We start from the raw sequence: 14989 nt of genomic DNA on the forward strand, positions 1-14989 counted from the left end.
GTGCCGCCTGTCAAAAAGGTTTCCTGCGGGCATACGACACGCGAAATCTGCTGGTCGGACGCTTTTAGGTGTGTTGTCCGACGGTTTGGGGCTCGGATTCGGTCTCGGCCGGGGCGCGCCGGTCCAGCCACTTGTCCAGCGCGGCAAGGACGATCAGCGCCGCCGTCGCCGCCAGCCAGCCCACCACCGCGATGGAACCCGCCGGGATGATGGCCAGCCCGGCGTTGCGGTGCTGCACCCGGACCAGGTTGGGGTCGTTCTTGTTGTACTCGACGTAGATCCGCATGCCCGTCGACAACTGTGAGGGGTACAGCACGCCGAGTTCCGGGCGGTAGGTCACGCGGTCGGGTGTGACGAACTCGATGGTGGAGCGCATCGGCCCGGCGCTGAGCACCTCGGCCTGGGCCACGCCCATGTTGTGCTGGATGGCCAGATCGTCGCGCCACGCCCCGGCGACCAGCAGCACCGACTGCAGCGTGACCAGGCCGGCGATGATCAACACGGCGATCCGTGCCCACCGCAGCGCCACCCGGGCCCTGGTCTTCGGCGCCGCGTCGCTGCGACCGTGAATCAGTATGTGCGCCAACACCTTCGGCTCGATCGGCATCAGCGCGACCTCACAGGGCGGCTCTGATGGCGGCGTGCAGCTGCCGCAGCGACGAGCGGTCCGCCTTGACCTCCAGCACCCGCATGCCCGGCGCCGGTTCGTCGAGCGCCGCGGCGAGGTCGTCGACCTCGATCTGCCGGCTCTCCACGTGGTAGGCACGGCACAGCGCGCCGACGTCGACGTCGTGCGGGGTGCCGAAGATGCGCGACGACACGTCGGCGAACCGCGGGTCACCCTGCTCGAGCAGCTCGAAGATACCGCCCCCGTTGTCGTTGGACACCACGATCGTCAGCCGGCGGGGGGTGGGCTCGGTGGGGCCGATCAGCAGCCCGGAGCTGTCGTGGACGAAGGTCAGGTCGCCGATCAGGGCGACCGTCCGGGCCGCCGCGGCGCCGGTGCGCTCGTGCGCCAGGGCCGCGCCGATCGCGGTGGACACGGTGCCGTCGATGCCGGCGACCCCACGGTTGGACCGCACCTTGACATCGCGGGCGTCGAGCCCGACGAGCGCCGCGTCGCGGACCGGGTTGGACGCCCCGAGCACCAGCTGGTCGCCCGGCCGCAGCGCGTCGGCGACGGCGGCGGCGACGTGCAGGCCCGTGGTGAGCGGGTGGGCCTCGAGTTGGCCGCGCACGGCCTCGTTCGCCAATCGGTTGGTCTCGGCGCAGCGCCGCAGCCACTCCGGGCGCGGCGTCCCGGTGACGATCGCCCTCGTGCCGGTGGCCTGCGAGTTGCCCGAGACGTCGGGCCAGCGCGGTCCGGTGGTCAGCGCGAACACCGGCACCCGCGGGTCGGCCAGCAGCGACGACACCGGCCGGTGCAGCGTGGGCCGGCCCAGCATGATCACCTGCTTGGGTCGCAGCAACGGCAGCGCCAGCGGGTGCAGCGGGTTGGCCCCGGACGCGGGAGCCGGCGCCGTCGGCTCGGCGACGGTCGGCAGCGCCGCCAGGTTGGGGTGCACGCCCGCGCCGTGGCCGGCGATGACGACCGTGTCCGGCGACAGGTCGATCTCGAGCGGTTGGTCGAAGGAGACCGGCGGCGAATAGGTCCACGGCCGGCCGCCGGGGCGGCCGGGCGGGGTCACGGCACCGTGCGGTTCGGGGCCGGGGACCAGCGGTTCGCGCAGCGGGATGTCGAACTGCACCGGGCCGGCGTTGGCGGAGCGGGCGCCCGTCGCCGCCGCCAGCACCCGGCAGGTGGCCGACCGCCAGGTGGCGTTCAGCGCGTCCAACCGGTCCGGGGCGTCCTCGGCCAGGCCGAGGCTGATGCTGGCGCGGACCTGGGTGCCGAAGTAGCCCAGCTGCTCCATGGTCTGGTTGGCCCCGGTGCCCAGCAGCTCGTAGGGCCGATTGGCCGACAGCACGATCAGCGGCACCCGCGCGTAGTTGGCCTCCACCACCGCCGGCCCGAGGTTGGCCACCGCGGTGCCGGACGTCATGGCGACGCAGACCGGCGCGTCCGCGCCGATCGCCAGGCCGATGGCCAGGAAGCCCGCGGTGCGCTCGTCGATGCGGACGTGCAGCCGGATCTGGCCGTCCCGGTCGGCGTCGTGCAGCGCGAACGCCAGCGGCGCGTTGCGCGAACCGGGGCACAGCACCACGTCGCGCACGCCGCCGCGGATCAGTTCGTCAACGACGACGCGGGCCTGGGTCGTCGAGGGATTCACCAGTACAGAGTGTCACAACCCGGGCCGGCGGCGGCCGGTGCTGCGACCGGCCGGGCCCCGACGGGTCAGACCTTGACGTTGGCGAAGAACTGCAGCGCCGCGGAGTTGACGGCCTGCGGGCGCTCGAAGAACCCGAGGTGCCCGGCGTCGGGTATCTGCAGGTAACGGCCGTTGGGCAACGCGTCGGCGACCTCGCGGCCCAGGTACGGCGGGGTCACCACGTCGTCGGCGAAGCCGATCACCAGCACCGGGGCGGCGACGCTGCGGTAGGCGGCCAGCCGATTCGTCTTCGGCGCGACGTCCACCTGGCAGCGCAGTCCCGGGGTCCGCTTGACCGGCCACGCCTCGAACATCGCGATCCAGTCGGCGACGGCCTCGTCGTCGTTGATGGTCTTACGCGAGAAGCTCTCCAGCAGGCGGGCTCTCGCGTCATAGAGCGGGGGCAGCTGGATGCCGGACTCGTGCAGCTCGGCCTCTGCGTCGGCGAAGAACTGGCGGGCGCGGTCCAGGCGGCCGCGGGTGGCCATCAGCACCGCGGCGGACACCAGTTCGGGCCGCGCCACCATCAGTTCCTGCGCGATGAACGACCCCATGGACACCCCGACGAGGCGCGCCGGGGCGGCGCCGAGCGACTCGATGAGCTCGGCCGTGTCGGCGACCATCGTCTGGGTGGTGAAGGCGTCGGCGTTCTCGGTGGCGCCGATCCCGCGGTTGTCGAAGGTGATGCACCGGTATCCGGCCGCCAGGAACGCCGGGACCTGGTGCGGGTGCCACGTGCGTCCGGCGCCGCCTCGCCCGGCTATGAAAACTACGGGCTCCCCCGAACCGCGGTCGTCGTAAGCGAGGTTGGTCATCCGGACGACGGTACAAGGAGCGGATAGCAGGCCCTGACCCGGTCGATCCACCACTGCCGCCGCGCTGGCGGCGCGGCCAGCGCCCGCAGCCGGGCCGGATCGGGCGCCACGGGCCCCACCGCCAGCAGGCCGTCGACCGGGCCGGCCACGTCCGCCACATCGTCGACGAACAGCCCGCCGGTGCCCAACCCACAGGCGTGGCGCAACTCCGGCAGTGCCGCCGCGGCCCTCACCCCGGCGGCGATGCCGACCGCCGAATCCAGCGCACTGGACACCACGACCGGGACGTCGATCTGCGCGGCGATGGCCAGCAGCAACCGGACGCCACCCAGCGGGGCGACCTTGAGCACCGCGATGTCGGCGGCTCCGGCGCGGACCACGGCCAGCGGGTCGTCGGCCTTACGGATGCTCTCGTCGGCGGCGATCGGCACGTCCGGCATGTCCGCGCGGCGGCGCAGCGCCGCGAGTTCGTCGACCGTCGCGCAGGGCTGCTCGAGGTACTCCAGCGGGCCGTCGGCGGTCAGGGCCGCCGCGGCGCGGACCGCCTCGTCGACGCTCCAGCCGCCGTTGGCGTCCACCCGCACGGTCGGGATCAGGGCACGCACCGCGTTGACCCGGGCGATGTCGTCGGCCAGCGTCTGCCCGGGTTCGGCGACCTTGACCTTGGCCGTGCCGGCCCCGGGGAACCGGGCCAGCACCTCGCTCACCCGGCCGGGGTCGACGGCGGGCACGGTCGCGTTGAGCGGGACGCGGTCACGCAGCACGGGCGGCGGTTCGCGGTAGGCGGACTCGACGCAGGAGGCCAGCCAGTGCGCGGCCTCGCGCGGGCCGTATTCGACGAACGCCCCGAACTCTCCCCATCCGCAGGGGCCCTCGATCAGCGCCACCTCGCGGGTGGTGATGCCGCGGAACCGGACCCGCATGGGCAGGGCGACGACGTGCAGGCGGTCGAGCAGGTCCTGCAGTGCCGGGATCACGCGCCGTAGACCCGGCGGCCGGCCAGGTAGGTCGCCCGCACCTCGAGGTCGGCGATCCGTTCGGGCGGCACGGTGCGGGGATCGGCCGAGAGCACCACCAGGTCGGCGTACTTGCCGACCTCCAGGCTGCCGACGATGTCGTCGGCGAACAGCTGCCAGGCGGCGTCGATGGTCTGCGCGCGGATCGCCTGCTCGACCGTCAACCGCTCCTCGGGTGCCAGCACCCGGCCGCTGGGTGCCGTCCGCGTCGCGGCCACGCTGATGTTGCGCAGCGGCTCCTCGGGGGTGACCGGCGGGTCGTTGTGCAGCGAGATGCGCATGCCGGTGGCCACCGCCGAACCCGCGGGCATCCAACGGGATCCGCGTTCCGGCCCGAACAGGCCGTCGACGATGATGTCGCCCCAGTAGTGGATCTGGTCGACGAACAGGCTGCAGGTGACGCCGAGGTCGGCGGCCCGGCGGAGTTGGTCGGGCCGGATGGCGCCGACGTGCTCGAGGCGCAAGCGGTGGTCGGGGCGCGGGTGTCGGCGCAGCGCCTCCTGGTAGACGTCGAGGATGGTGTCGACGCCGGCGTCGCCCTGCACGTGGCAGGCCATCGGCCAGCCGAGCGGGAAATACGCGCCGACGATCTCGCTCAGCTGCTCCTTCGTGTAGTTGGCGTGGCCGCAGGATCCCGGCGGGACCCCAATGCTGCGGGAGGCCTCGGTGTCCAGGTACGGGAAGGTCAGGGCGATGTTGCCGACCCAGGGCGAGCCGTCCACCCAGATCTTGATGCCGACCTGGCGCACCATGTCGTCGCCCTCGCCCGGGGTGGCGTCGGTGGACATCCGCGGGTTGGAGATCTCATAGGTGCGCAGCCGGACGGTGAGTTCGTCGTGCAGCTGGTCGACCAGTGGCCCAAACGCCGGGTCGAACGCCATCTCCGAGCAGGTGGTCAGGCCCGCGCGGTTGAGCCGGGCGCATTCGGCGCGCAGCATCGCGGGGTAGTCGCCGCGCTCGATGGCGCCGGCCAGCAACGGGAACACCGCGCCGGTCTCCTCGGCGGTGCCGTCGAGTTCGCCGCTCGGGTCGCGGCCGAACCTGGCGCCCTTGGGGTCAGGGGTGTCGCGGGTCAAGCCGGCGTGCCGGGCCGCGTGGGAGTTGAAATAGGCCTTGTGCCCCGAGTTGTGGATGATCACCAGCGGACCGTCGGGCGCGATCTCGTCGAGCCACGACAGCGTCGGCGCCGGAAGTCCGCGCTGCAGCAACGCATCCCACCCGTTCAGGTAGGCGCCGGCCGCTCCCCGCTTCTGGACCTCGCCGCGGACCGCCGCGACGACGTCCTGCGCGCCGGGCACCGTCACCGGGCGGATGTCGACGATGCGGTCCGACAACGCCAGGGCCTCCATCAACGGATGGCCGTGCGCCTCAATGAATCCCGGCATGACACAGCCGCCGCCGAGGTCGACGGTCTCGGTGCCGGGCCCCGCGAAGGGCGCGACCTCGGCGCGGGTGCCGACGGCGACGATGCGGCCGTCGGCGACCGCCAGCGCCTCGGCCGTGGGCCGCGCATCGTCGACGGTCAGCACGGTTCCGGTGACGACGACGTCTGCGGCGGCCATAGCCAGAAATCCTAGTGATGATTGCGGTGTGCGAGGGCAGGGCTGACTGGAATTGCAACACGTTCTAGTCTGGCCATCATGACTGACGAGCTGCTGCGCCATCCGACCCACAACGGCCACTTGTTGGTGGGCGCGCTCAAGCGCCACAAGAACCGGCCGGTGCTGTTCCTCGGCGACACGACGCTGACCGGCGGTCAGCTGGCCGAGCGGATCAGCCAGTACACGCAGGCGTTCGAGGCGCTGGGCGCCGGCACCGGGGTGACCGTCGGGCTGCTGTCGCTGAACCGGCCCGAGGTGCTGATGATCCTGGGCGCCAGCCAGACTCAGGGATACCGGCGCACCGCGCTGCACCCCCTGGGCTCGCTGGACGACCACGCCTACGTGCTGTCGGACTGCGGCGCCAGCTCGCTGATCGTCGACCCCAATCCGATGTTCGTCGAGCGGGCGCTGGGGTTGTTGGAGAAGGTGGACTCCCTCAAGCAGATCCTCACCATCGGCCCGGTACCCGAGGCACTGAAAGATGTGGCGGTCGACCTGTCGGCCGAGGCGGCCAAGTACCAGCCCAAGCCGCTGGTGGTCGCCGAGCTGGCGCCGGACCACATCGGCGGCATGGCCTACACCGGCGGCACCACCGGCAAGCCCAAGGGCGTGATGGGCACCACGGGCAACATCGCCGCCATGACACAGATCCAGCTCTCCGAGTGGGAATGGCCCGAGAGCCCGCGATTCCTGATGTGCACCCCGCTCTCGCACGCCGGCGCGGCGTTCTTCACCCCCACGGTGGTCAAGGGCGGCGAGATGGTGGTGCTGAGCAAATTCGACCCCGCCGAGGTGCTGAAAACGATTGAAGAGCAACGCATTACCGCCACCATGCTGGTGCCGTCGATGCTGTACGCGCTGATGGATCACCCGGATTCGCACACCCGCGACCTGTCGTCGCTGGAGACCGTCTATTACGGGGCCTCGGCGATGAACCCGGTGCGGCTGGCCGAGGCGATCCGCCGGTTCGGCCCCATCTTCGCCCAGTACTACGGTCAGTCCGAGGCGCCGATGGCGATCACCTATCTGGCCAAGGGCGACCACGACGAGAAGCGGCTGACGTCCTGCGGACGCCCGACGCTGTTCGCGCGGGTGGCGCTGTTGGGCGAGGACGGCAAGCCGGTGCCGCAGGGCGAGCCCGGCGAGATCTGTGTCAGCGGGCCGCTGCTGGCCGGCGGCTACTGGAACCTGCCCGACGAGACCGCCAAGACCTTCAAGGACGGCTGGCTGCACACCGGCGACATGGCCCGCGAGGACGAGGACGGCTTCTACTTCATCGTCGACCGGGTCAAGGACATGATCGTCACCGGCGGCTTCAACGTGTTCCCCCGCGAGGTCGAGGACGTCATCGCCGAGCACCCGTCGGTAGCCCAGGTCTGTGTGGTCGGGGCGCCCGACGAGAAGTGGGGCGAGGCCGTCACCGCGGTGGTGGTGCTGCGCGCCGACGCCGCGCGCGACGACGCCGCGATCGAGGCGATGACCGCCGAGATCCAGGCCGCGGTCAAGGAGCGCAAGGGCTCGGTGCAGTCGCCCAAGCGCGTCGAGATCGTCGACGCGCTGCCGTTGACCGGGCTGGGCAAGCCGGACAAGAAGGCCGTGCGGGCGCGGTTCTGGGAGGGCGCGGGCCGCGCGGTCGGCTAGGCATGAGCCTGGCCCTGGGCCTGGGCCTGGGCCTGGGCCTGGGCCACCGAGTGTGCGGCCAGCCGCACACTCGGGCTCGAACGTGCGGCTGGCCGCACACTCGACCGAAAGCTAGGCCGCGATCCCGGCCACCAGGAGGTCGAGCATGCGGGCCGTCTGCTCGGGCGAGCGGCTGGCCAGGAAGATGCCGATCAGGCTGGACACCACGTCGTCGGCCGCCACGTCGGCGCGCAGGCTACCGTCGCCGGCGCCGGCTGCCAGCAGCAATTCGACCGCACCGACGATGCTGTCGCGGGTCTGGCTGGGCGTAAAAGCGCCCGAGTCGAACATCGCGTGCAGCGACTCGGCCATTCCGCGCTTGGCGGCGACGAAGCTCGCGTAGCGGTCCATCCAGTGCCGCAACGCGGTCCTGGGTGGGTGTCGCTTCAGCAGCTGTTCGGCCGCGGCGGCGACCTCGGCGAGCTCGGTGCGGTAGATCGCCTCGACCAGGGCCTGCCGATTGGGGAAGTGGCGGTACAGCGTGCCGATCCCGACGCCGGCGTCGCGTGCGATCGACTCCAGCGACACGGGCCGCCCGTCCGCGGCGGCGAATGCCGCCGTCGCGACCTCGAGGAGCTTCTCGCGGTTGCGGCGCGCGTCGGAGCGGACACGGTCGACCAAAGCGGAGGCTCCTCCGGTTCTGCTACGGTGATACAAGCGGAGGGTCCTCCGCATTTCCAGTGTGGCAGATGGGAGCACTCAATGAGCGGACCAAACCCCGGCGGCCTCGGCACTATCGGGACCAACACGGTCGCCCGCGTCGGTTACGGCGCCATGCAGCTCTTCCAGACCACACCGGAGGCCGCGGCCGCGGTCCTGCGCCGCGCGGTCGAGCTCGGCGTCAACCACATCGACACCGCATCGTTCTACGGCCCCGGCGAGGTGAACCGGCGGATCCGCGACGCGCTGGCGCCCTACCCGGAAGACCTGGTCATCGTCAGCAAGGTCGGCGCGCGTCACACCGGTGCGGACCCGATCCCCCTGGCCGCCGCGCAACGGCCGGCCGAGCTGCGCGCCGCCGTCGAGGACGACCTCGAGCAGCTGGGCCTCGATCGCATTCCGGTGGTCAACCTGCGGCGCATGGACCTCGGCCCGGGCGTGGCCGCCGAGGGCGACCAGATCGTCGACCTCGACGACCAGCTGGCCGAGATGATTGCCCTGCGCGACGAGGGCAAGATCGGCGCGATCGGGATGAGCAGCGTGCCGCTCGAGGTGCTGCGGCGCGCGCTGCCGGCCGGCATCGTGTGCGTGCAGAACGCCTACAGCCTGCTGGACCGCTCGCAAGAGGAGATGGTCGAGGTCTGCAACGACGAGGGCATCGCGTGGGTGCCGTATTTCCCGCTGGGGTCGGCGTTCCCGGGCTTCCCCAAGGTCTCCGACAACCCGGTGGTCGCCGAGATCGCCGGTGAGCTGGGGGTCACGGGCTCCCAGGTCGGGCTGGCCTGGCTGCTGGCTCACTCACCGAACACCCTGCTGATCCCCGGCACGCGATCCGTCGGGCACCTCGAGGAGAACCTCGGCGCGGGCGACGTCGTGCTGGACGCGGGCGCGCTGGAACGGCTGGACGCCGTCGCCACGCCGGGGGCCGACCCGTGGGCGCACGGCGTCGAACCCTTCCTGGAGGCGCCGAACAGCTGACTACTGTGGCAGCCATGGGAAACGCCGAGGGGCTCAAACCACCCTGGTGGCTGAAGCCGGCGAACAAGGTCTTCATCCGGCTGTCGCGGCTCGGGCTGAGCTTCGGCGGCGAGAGCCCGGTGGTGTTGACGGTGGCGGGCCGCAAGTCCGGGGCGCCGCGGTCGACGCCGGTGACACCGATGACGGTCGACGGCAGACGGTACGTGGTCGGCGGCTTCCCGGGCGCCGACTGGGTCCGAAACGTCAGGGCCGCAGACGAAGTCACGCTGACTCGGGGCCGCCGGCAGGAACGGGTCCAGATGGTGGAGTTACCCGCCGACGACGCGCGACCTTTCCTGCGGGCGTTCCCGACCGAGGTTCCCACCGGTGTCGGTTTCATGCGGCGGTCCGGCCTGGTCAAGGAGGGCCGACCCGACGAGTTCGAGGCGCTGGCCGGCGTCTGCCCGGTCTTCCGACTGGACCCGCTGTGAGCGCCACCCCTTTTGACGCCCGGGCCTGGCGGCCGGTCGGCGGGTTCGAGGACTTGACCGACATCACCTACCACCGGCACGTCGAGGACGCGACGGTCCGCGTCGCGTTCGACCGGCCGGAGGTGCGCAACGCGTTCCGCCCGCACACCGTCGACGAGCTGTACCGGGCGCTCGACCACGCCCGGATGTCGCCCGACGTCGGCGTGGTGCTGCTGACCGGCAACGGGCCGTCGCCGAAGGACGGCGGCTGGGCGTTCTGCTCGGGCGGCGATCAGCGCATCCGCGGCCGCTCGGGCTACCGGTACGCGAGCGGGGACACCGCCGACACCGTCGACGTGGCCCGTGCCGGGCGGTTGCACATCCTCGAGGTGCAGCGGCTGATCCGCTTCATGCCCAAGGTGGTCATCTGCCTGGTCAACGGGTGGGCGGCCGGCGGGGGGCACAGCCTGCACGTGGTCTGCGACCTGACGCTGGCCAGCCGTGAACACGCCCGTTTCAAGCAGACCGACGCCGACGTCGGCAGCTTCGACGGCGGCTACGGCAGCGCGTACCTGGCCCGTCAGGTGGGCCAGAAGTTCGCCCGCGAGATCTTCTTCCTGGGCCGTCCCTACACCGCCGAGCAGATGCACCTTATGGGTGCGGTCAACGAGGTGGTGGAACACGCTGAGCTCGAGACGGTCGGCGTGCAGTGGGCGCGCGAGATCAACGCCAAGTCTCCTCAGGCGCAGCGCATGCTGAAGTTCGCGTTCAACCTGCTCGACGACGGCCTCGTGGGGCAGCAACTGTTCGCCGGGGAGGCGACCCGGCTGGCCTACATGACCGACGAGGCCGTCGAGGGGCGCGACGCCTTCCTGGAGAAGCGCGACCCGGACTGGAGCCCGTTCCCCCGCTACTTCTGAGCGGCCCGCCGGGGGCCGGGGACCCCCCGCCTAAACTCCTCACGATGAGCAAGAGCCCGTTGCGCCGGTTCACCGACCAGATCGTGCTGGCCACCATGCGCCCGCCCGCGGCGCCGCAGGTGCTGGTCAACCGGCCCGCGATCAGGCCGATCACCTTGACGGGCAAGCGCATCCTGCTCACCGGCGCGTCGTCGGGCATCGGCGAGGCCGCCGCCCGACAGTTCGGCCGCGAGGGCGCGACCGTGGTGGTCGTCGCCCGCCGCCGGGACCTGCTCGACGCGCTGGCCGACCGGATCACCACCGCCGGCGGCGCCGCCCTGCCGATCCCGTGCGACCTCTCGGACCTCGACGCCGTCGACGCGCTGGTGGCCGACGTCGTCGACCGCATCGGCGGGGTCGACATCCTGATCAACAACGCCGGCCGGTCCATCCGCCGGCCGCTGGCCGAATCGCTGGAACGCTGGCACGACGTCGAACGCACGATGGTGCTCAACTACTACTCGCCGCTGCGGCTGATCCGCGGGCTGGCGCCCGGCATGCTCGAGCGCGGCGACGGCCACGTCATCAACGTCTCCACGTGGGGGGTGCTGTCGGAGGCCTCGCCGCTGTTCGCGGTCTACAACGCGTCGAAGGCCGCGCTGTCGGCGGTGAGCCGGGTCGTCGAAACCGAGTGGGGCGCACGGGGTGTGCACTCGACGACGCTGTACTACCCGCTGGTGGCGACCCCGATGATCGCCCCGACCAAGGCCTACGAAGGGGTGCCCGCCCTGACGTCGGAGGAGGCCGGCGAGTGGATGATCACCGCCGCCCGCACCCGGCCGGTGCGGATCGCGCCGCGCATGGCCATCGCGGCCAAGGCGCTGGACACCTTCGGCCCCCGCTGGGTCAACGCGATCATGCAGCGGCAGAGCGTGCAGCCGAACCCGGCCGGCAGCTGAGCCGGCCCGCGAGCGTGATAGACACGACGCTATGGAGATCCTGGCCAGCCGGATGCTGCTCCGGCCGGCGGACTATCAGAGGTCGCTGAGCTTCTACCGCGACCAGATCGGCCTGGCGATCGCGCGCGAATACGGGGCCGGGACGGTGTTCTTCGCCGGTCAGTCTTTGCTGGAGCTGGCCGGTTTCGGCTCCCCGGACCACTCCCGCGGCCCCTTCCCCGGCGCGCTGTGGCTCCAGGTCCGCGACATCGCAGCAACCCAGGCCGAGCTCGAAAAGCGAGGGGTCGCAATAGCGCGCGAGGCGCGCCGCGAACCCTGGGGCCTGCACGAGATGCACGTCACCGACCCGGACGGCATCACCCTGATCTTCATCGAGATCCCCGCTGACCATCCGTTGCGGCGCGACACCCGAGGTGAACGACAGGGAACGTCTGGTTAACTGCCAGGTAACATCTGGCGACGAGTCAAGGTACACCTGCGATTTGGCTGTTCGACCATTAGACAACTGAATCCTCCTACCACGAGAATCAGGCGCTGTGAACATAGAGTTGTTCCTCCTAATCATTGTCGTAGTCACGGCTCTCGCCTTCGATTTCACCAACGGATTCCACGACACGGGCAACGCCATGGCGACCTCCATCGCCAGTGGCGCGCTGGCCCCCAAGGCGGCTGTCGCGCTGTCCGCGGTGCTCAACCTCGTGGGTGCCTTCATGTCCACGGCCGTCGCGGCGACCATCGCCAAAGGCCTGATCGACGGGCACATCGTCACGCTGGAACTGGTGTTCGCCGGCCTCGTCGGCGGCATCGTCTGGAACCTGCTCACCTGGCTCCTCGGCATCCCGTCGAGCTCCTCGCACGCGTTGATCGGCGGCATCGTCGGCGCCACGATCGCCGCCGTCGGCGGGCACGGCGTGCTCTGGAAGGGCCTGGTCTCCCACGTACTCATCCCGGCGGTCGTCGCCGCGATCCTGGCCATCGGGGTCGGCGCGCTCGCGACCTGGCTGGTCTACCGCGTCACCCGCGGGCTGGAAGAAAAGCGCACCGAGGCCGGCTTCCGCTACGGCCAGTGGGGTTCGGCCTCGCTGGTCTCGCTGGCCCACGGCACCGGTGACGCGCAGAAGACGATGGGCATCATCTTCCTGGCGCTGATGTCCTACGGGTCGATCAGCAAGAGCGCTTCGGCGCCGCCGCTGTGGGTGATCGTGGGTTGCGCGTTGTCGATGGCGGCGGGCACCTACCTGGGCGGCTGGCGGATCATTCGCACCCTGGGCAAGGGCCTCGTCGAGATCAGGTCCCCGCAGGGCATGGCCGCCGAATCGTCTTCGGCCGCAGTCATTCTGTTGTCCACCCACTTCGGGTACGCCCTGTCGACCACGCAGGTCTGCACCGGCTCGGTGCTGGGCAGCGGGCTGGGCAAGCCCGGCGGCGAGGTGCGCTGGGGCGTGGCCGGCCGGATGGCCACCGCGTGGCTGGTGACGCTCCCGCTGGCCGGGCTGGTCGGCGCCATCACCTACTGGATCGTCCATCTGATCGGCGGGTATCCCGGCGCGATCATCGGCTTCGGGTTGCTGGTCGCGGTCTCCACCGTCATCTACATCCGGTCGCGCAAGGTCAAGGTCGACCACAACAACGTCAACGCCGAATGGGAAGGCAGCCTCACCGCCGGCCTCGAAGGCCTGGAGGAAAAGCAAGGTCCGCCGGGCACGGGACCCCTGATCGGCGGCGCCGCCGCCGGATCCGGGTCGGGCTCCGAAGGTGACACCGTGAGCGCGGGGAACCCGTCATGAGCCACTTCAGCGAGTGGTTCAACTACCAGGCGTCGCTGCGAATCCTGATCTTCAGCATGCTGGCGGGCGCCGCTCTGCCCGGGCTGTTCGCCCTCGGGCTGCGGTTCCATGCGGTCGGCGCCGGGGCCGTCGCCGCTGACGGCAGTCAGCCGCACAAGAACCCGGCGCTGGTGGCGGTGGCCTGGGCGATCTACGCCGTCGTGCTGGCGGTGATCGTCTTCGCCCTGCTCTACATCTCCCGGGACTTCATCTCGTCGACCTTGCACACCTCGTTCCTCGGAGGGAAACCGAGCGCCCCCGCAGTCCACCACTAGACTGGAACTGTCCACCCGACTGCCGATCCCCTCGCCCGGAGAGATAGCACAGTGAACGGATTCCTCGGTTCGATAGTGTCGTGGTTGCGAGCGGGATACCCGGAGGGCATCCCCCCGACGGATACGTTCGCGGTGCTGGCCCTGCTGACGCGCCGGATGTCCAACGACGAGGTCAAGGCCGTCGCACAGGAGTTGATGCAGCGCGGCGACTTCGACAACGTCGACATCGGCGTGGCGATCACCCAGATCACCGACGACCTGCCGTCCCCGGAGGACGTCGAGCGGGTGCGGCAGCGGTTGGCGGCCAAGGGCTGGCCGTTCGACGAGGCCGAGGACCCCGCATAGCGGTCCTGACCGCGGTCGGCGTCCCCCCGGGCGCGGCCGTCTCGGCGTTGTTGCCCGCGCTGGAACGGGCCCTGACCGGCCGCGGTCCCGCCCTGCTGCCGGTGGCCCCCGGCGACGATCGTTCGCCCGACGGCCTGCGGGCCGGAGCCGAGATCGACGACGACGTCGCCCTGGTGGTGACGACCTCGGGAACGACGGGCACACCCAAGGGCGCGCTGCTGACCGCCGCCGCGCTCACCGCCAGCGCCGCGGCCACGCACGACCGGCTGGGCGGGCCGGGCCGGTGGCTGCTGGCGTTGCCGCCCCACCACATCGCCGGGATCCAGGTGCTGGTGCGCGGCGCGCTCGCCGGTTGCGCTCCCGTTGAGCTCGACGTCTCGGCGGGGTTCGACGTGGCTCGGCTGCCGGGCGCGGTCCGGCGCCTGGGCTCCGGCCGGCGCTACACCTCCCTGGTGGCCGCGCAGCTCGCCAAGGCGCTCGCCGACCCCGCCGCCGCGGCGGCGCTCGCCGAGCTCGACGCCGTGCTGCTCGGCGGTGGGCCGGCCCCGCGACCGGTCCTCGACGCGGCGGCCGCGGCCGGGGTGGCGGTGGTCCGCACCTACGGCATGAGCGAGACCGCCGGTGGCTGCGTCTACGACGGCGTCCCGCTGGACGGGGTGCTGCTGCGGATCAGCGACGGGCGCATCGTCATCGGCGGGGCGACCCTGGCCAAGGGGTACCGCAACCCCGTAGCTCCCGATCCTTTCGCCGAGCCCGGCTGGTTCCGCACCGACGACTTGGGCGCCCTGGAGCGAACCGGCGACGGCGCGGGCGACGGCGTGCTGACCGTGCTGGGCCGCGTCGACGACGCGATCAGCACGGGTGGGCTGACCGTGCTGCCCCAGCCGGTCGAGGAGGCGCTGCGCACCCACCCGGCCGTCGGCGACTGCGCGGTCTTCGGCGTGGCCGACGACCGGCTGGGGCAGCGGGTGGTGGCCGCCGTGGTGCCGCGCGAGGGCCGCGAGGCGCCGACGCTGGCCGCGCTGCGCGCCCACGTCGCGACGGCGCTGGACGCCACGGCCGCGCCCCGCGAGCTGCACATCGTCGACGCGCTGCCGCGGCGGGGGATCGGCAAGCTCGACCGGGCCGCGCTGGTGCGCCGCTTCGCCGGCGCGGCGGGTCAATAGGCTGTCCGGCT

General features: G+C 71.5%; 16 protein-coding genes. 10 read left to right on the forward strand and 6 right to left on the reverse strand.

Annotated elements, in window-relative coordinates; translation table 11 throughout:
* Window positions 1-64 precede the first annotated feature (64 nt).
* From G6N48_RS15955 to G6N48_RS15975, 5 genes are all read right to left on the reverse strand, one after another.
* Entirely contained in the window at window positions 65-607 is a 543-nt protein-coding gene (locus G6N48_RS15955; RefSeq protein ID WP_085271846.1) for a DUF3592 domain-containing protein, read from the reverse strand.
* 10 nt (window positions 608-617) lie between these two features.
* Window positions 618-2270 carry a 2-succinyl-5-enolpyruvyl-6-hydroxy-3-cyclohexene-1-carboxylic-acid synthase gene (menD, locus tag G6N48_RS15960; RefSeq protein ID WP_085271845.1) on the reverse strand — a complete coding sequence of 551 codons (1653 nt, stop codon included), beginning with the start codon at window positions 2268-2270 and terminating at the stop codon, window positions 618-620.
* A 65-nt stretch (window positions 2271-2335) separates the two neighbouring features.
* The gene (locus G6N48_RS15965) at window positions 2336-3124 is read right to left on the reverse strand and encodes an alpha/beta fold hydrolase (protein ID WP_085271844.1); all 789 of its coding nucleotides are present in this window, start codon (window positions 3122-3124) and stop codon (window positions 2336-2338) included.
* Entirely contained in the window at window positions 3121-4101 is a 981-nt protein-coding gene (locus G6N48_RS15970; protein WP_085271843.1) for an o-succinylbenzoate synthase, read from the reverse strand. Before G6N48_RS15970 ends, G6N48_RS15965 begins: the two co-directional genes overlap by 4 nt.
* Window positions 4098-5702, reverse strand: coding sequence for an amidohydrolase (locus G6N48_RS15975; RefSeq protein WP_085271842.1), 1605 nt, complete (start codon window positions 5700-5702; stop codon window positions 4098-4100). The genes G6N48_RS15970 and G6N48_RS15975 overlap by 4 nt, the downstream gene beginning before the upstream one ends.
* Window positions 5703-5780: 78 nt before the next feature.
* Between G6N48_RS15975 and fadD8 the strand changes: the two genes are divergently transcribed.
* Complete coding sequence (gene fadD8 / locus G6N48_RS15980) at window positions 5781-7382, forward strand: fatty-acid--CoA ligase FadD8 (protein WP_085271841.1); 1602 nt, start codon at window positions 5781-5783, stop codon at window positions 7380-7382.
* A 111-nt stretch (window positions 7383-7493) separates the two neighbouring features.
* Here the strand turns inward: fadD8 and G6N48_RS15985 are convergent, their stop codons facing one another.
* The gene (locus tag G6N48_RS15985; protein WP_232066633.1) at window positions 7494-8042 is read right to left on the reverse strand and encodes a TetR/AcrR family transcriptional regulator; all 549 of its coding nucleotides are present in this window, start codon (window positions 8040-8042) and stop codon (window positions 7494-7496) included.
* Between the two features lie 81 nt (window positions 8043-8123).
* On the opposite strand from G6N48_RS15985, the gene G6N48_RS15990 reads away from it, so the two are divergent.
* From G6N48_RS15990 to menE, 9 genes are all read left to right on the forward strand, one after another.
* Complete coding sequence (locus G6N48_RS15990) at window positions 8124-9059, forward strand: aldo/keto reductase (RefSeq protein ID WP_085271839.1); 936 nt, start codon at window positions 8124-8126, stop codon at window positions 9057-9059.
* A 14-nt stretch (window positions 9060-9073) separates the two neighbouring features.
* The gene (locus tag G6N48_RS15995; RefSeq protein ID WP_085271838.1) at window positions 9074-9529 is read left to right on the forward strand and encodes a nitroreductase family deazaflavin-dependent oxidoreductase; all 456 of its coding nucleotides are present in this window, start codon (window positions 9074-9076) and stop codon (window positions 9527-9529) included.
* On the forward strand, window positions 9526-10428 hold the full coding sequence (locus G6N48_RS16000; protein WP_085271837.1) for a 1,4-dihydroxy-2-naphthoyl-CoA synthase: 903 nt from the start codon (window positions 9526-9528) through the stop codon (window positions 10426-10428). Before G6N48_RS15995 ends, G6N48_RS16000 begins: the two co-directional genes overlap by 4 nt.
* A 44-nt stretch (window positions 10429-10472) precedes the next feature.
* Window positions 10473-11366, forward strand: coding sequence for an SDR family oxidoreductase (locus G6N48_RS16005; protein ID WP_085271836.1), 894 nt, complete (start codon window positions 10473-10475; stop codon window positions 11364-11366).
* 31 nt (window positions 11367-11397) lie between these two features.
* Window positions 11398-11805, forward strand: coding sequence for a VOC family protein (locus G6N48_RS16010; protein WP_085271835.1), 408 nt, complete (start codon window positions 11398-11400; stop codon window positions 11803-11805).
* A 97-nt stretch (window positions 11806-11902) separates the two neighbouring features.
* The gene (locus G6N48_RS16015) at window positions 11903-13153 is read left to right on the forward strand and encodes an inorganic phosphate transporter (RefSeq protein WP_085271834.1); all 1251 of its coding nucleotides are present in this window, start codon (window positions 11903-11905) and stop codon (window positions 13151-13153) included.
* Window positions 13150-13467 carry a hypothetical protein gene (locus G6N48_RS16020; RefSeq protein ID WP_085271833.1) on the forward strand — a complete coding sequence of 106 codons (318 nt, stop codon included), beginning with the start codon at window positions 13150-13152 and terminating at the stop codon, window positions 13465-13467. The genes G6N48_RS16015 and G6N48_RS16020 overlap by 4 nt, the downstream gene beginning before the upstream one ends.
* A 51-nt stretch (window positions 13468-13518) precedes the next feature.
* Window positions 13519-13812 carry a DUF3349 domain-containing protein gene (locus G6N48_RS16025; RefSeq protein ID WP_085271832.1) on the forward strand — a complete coding sequence of 98 codons (294 nt, stop codon included), beginning with the start codon at window positions 13519-13521 and terminating at the stop codon, window positions 13810-13812.
* A 71-nt stretch (window positions 13813-13883) separates the two neighbouring features.
* On the forward strand, window positions 13884-14978 hold the full coding sequence (gene menE, locus G6N48_RS16030; RefSeq protein WP_372511308.1) for an o-succinylbenzoate--CoA ligase: 1095 nt from the start codon (window positions 13884-13886) through the stop codon (window positions 14976-14978).
* The last annotated feature ends 11 nt before the right edge of the window (window positions 14979-14989 follow it).

This window comes from Mycobacterium parmense, from assembly GCF_010730575.1.
Taxonomy (GTDB): domain Bacteria; phylum Actinomycetota; class Actinomycetes; order Mycobacteriales; family Mycobacteriaceae; genus Mycobacterium; species Mycobacterium parmense.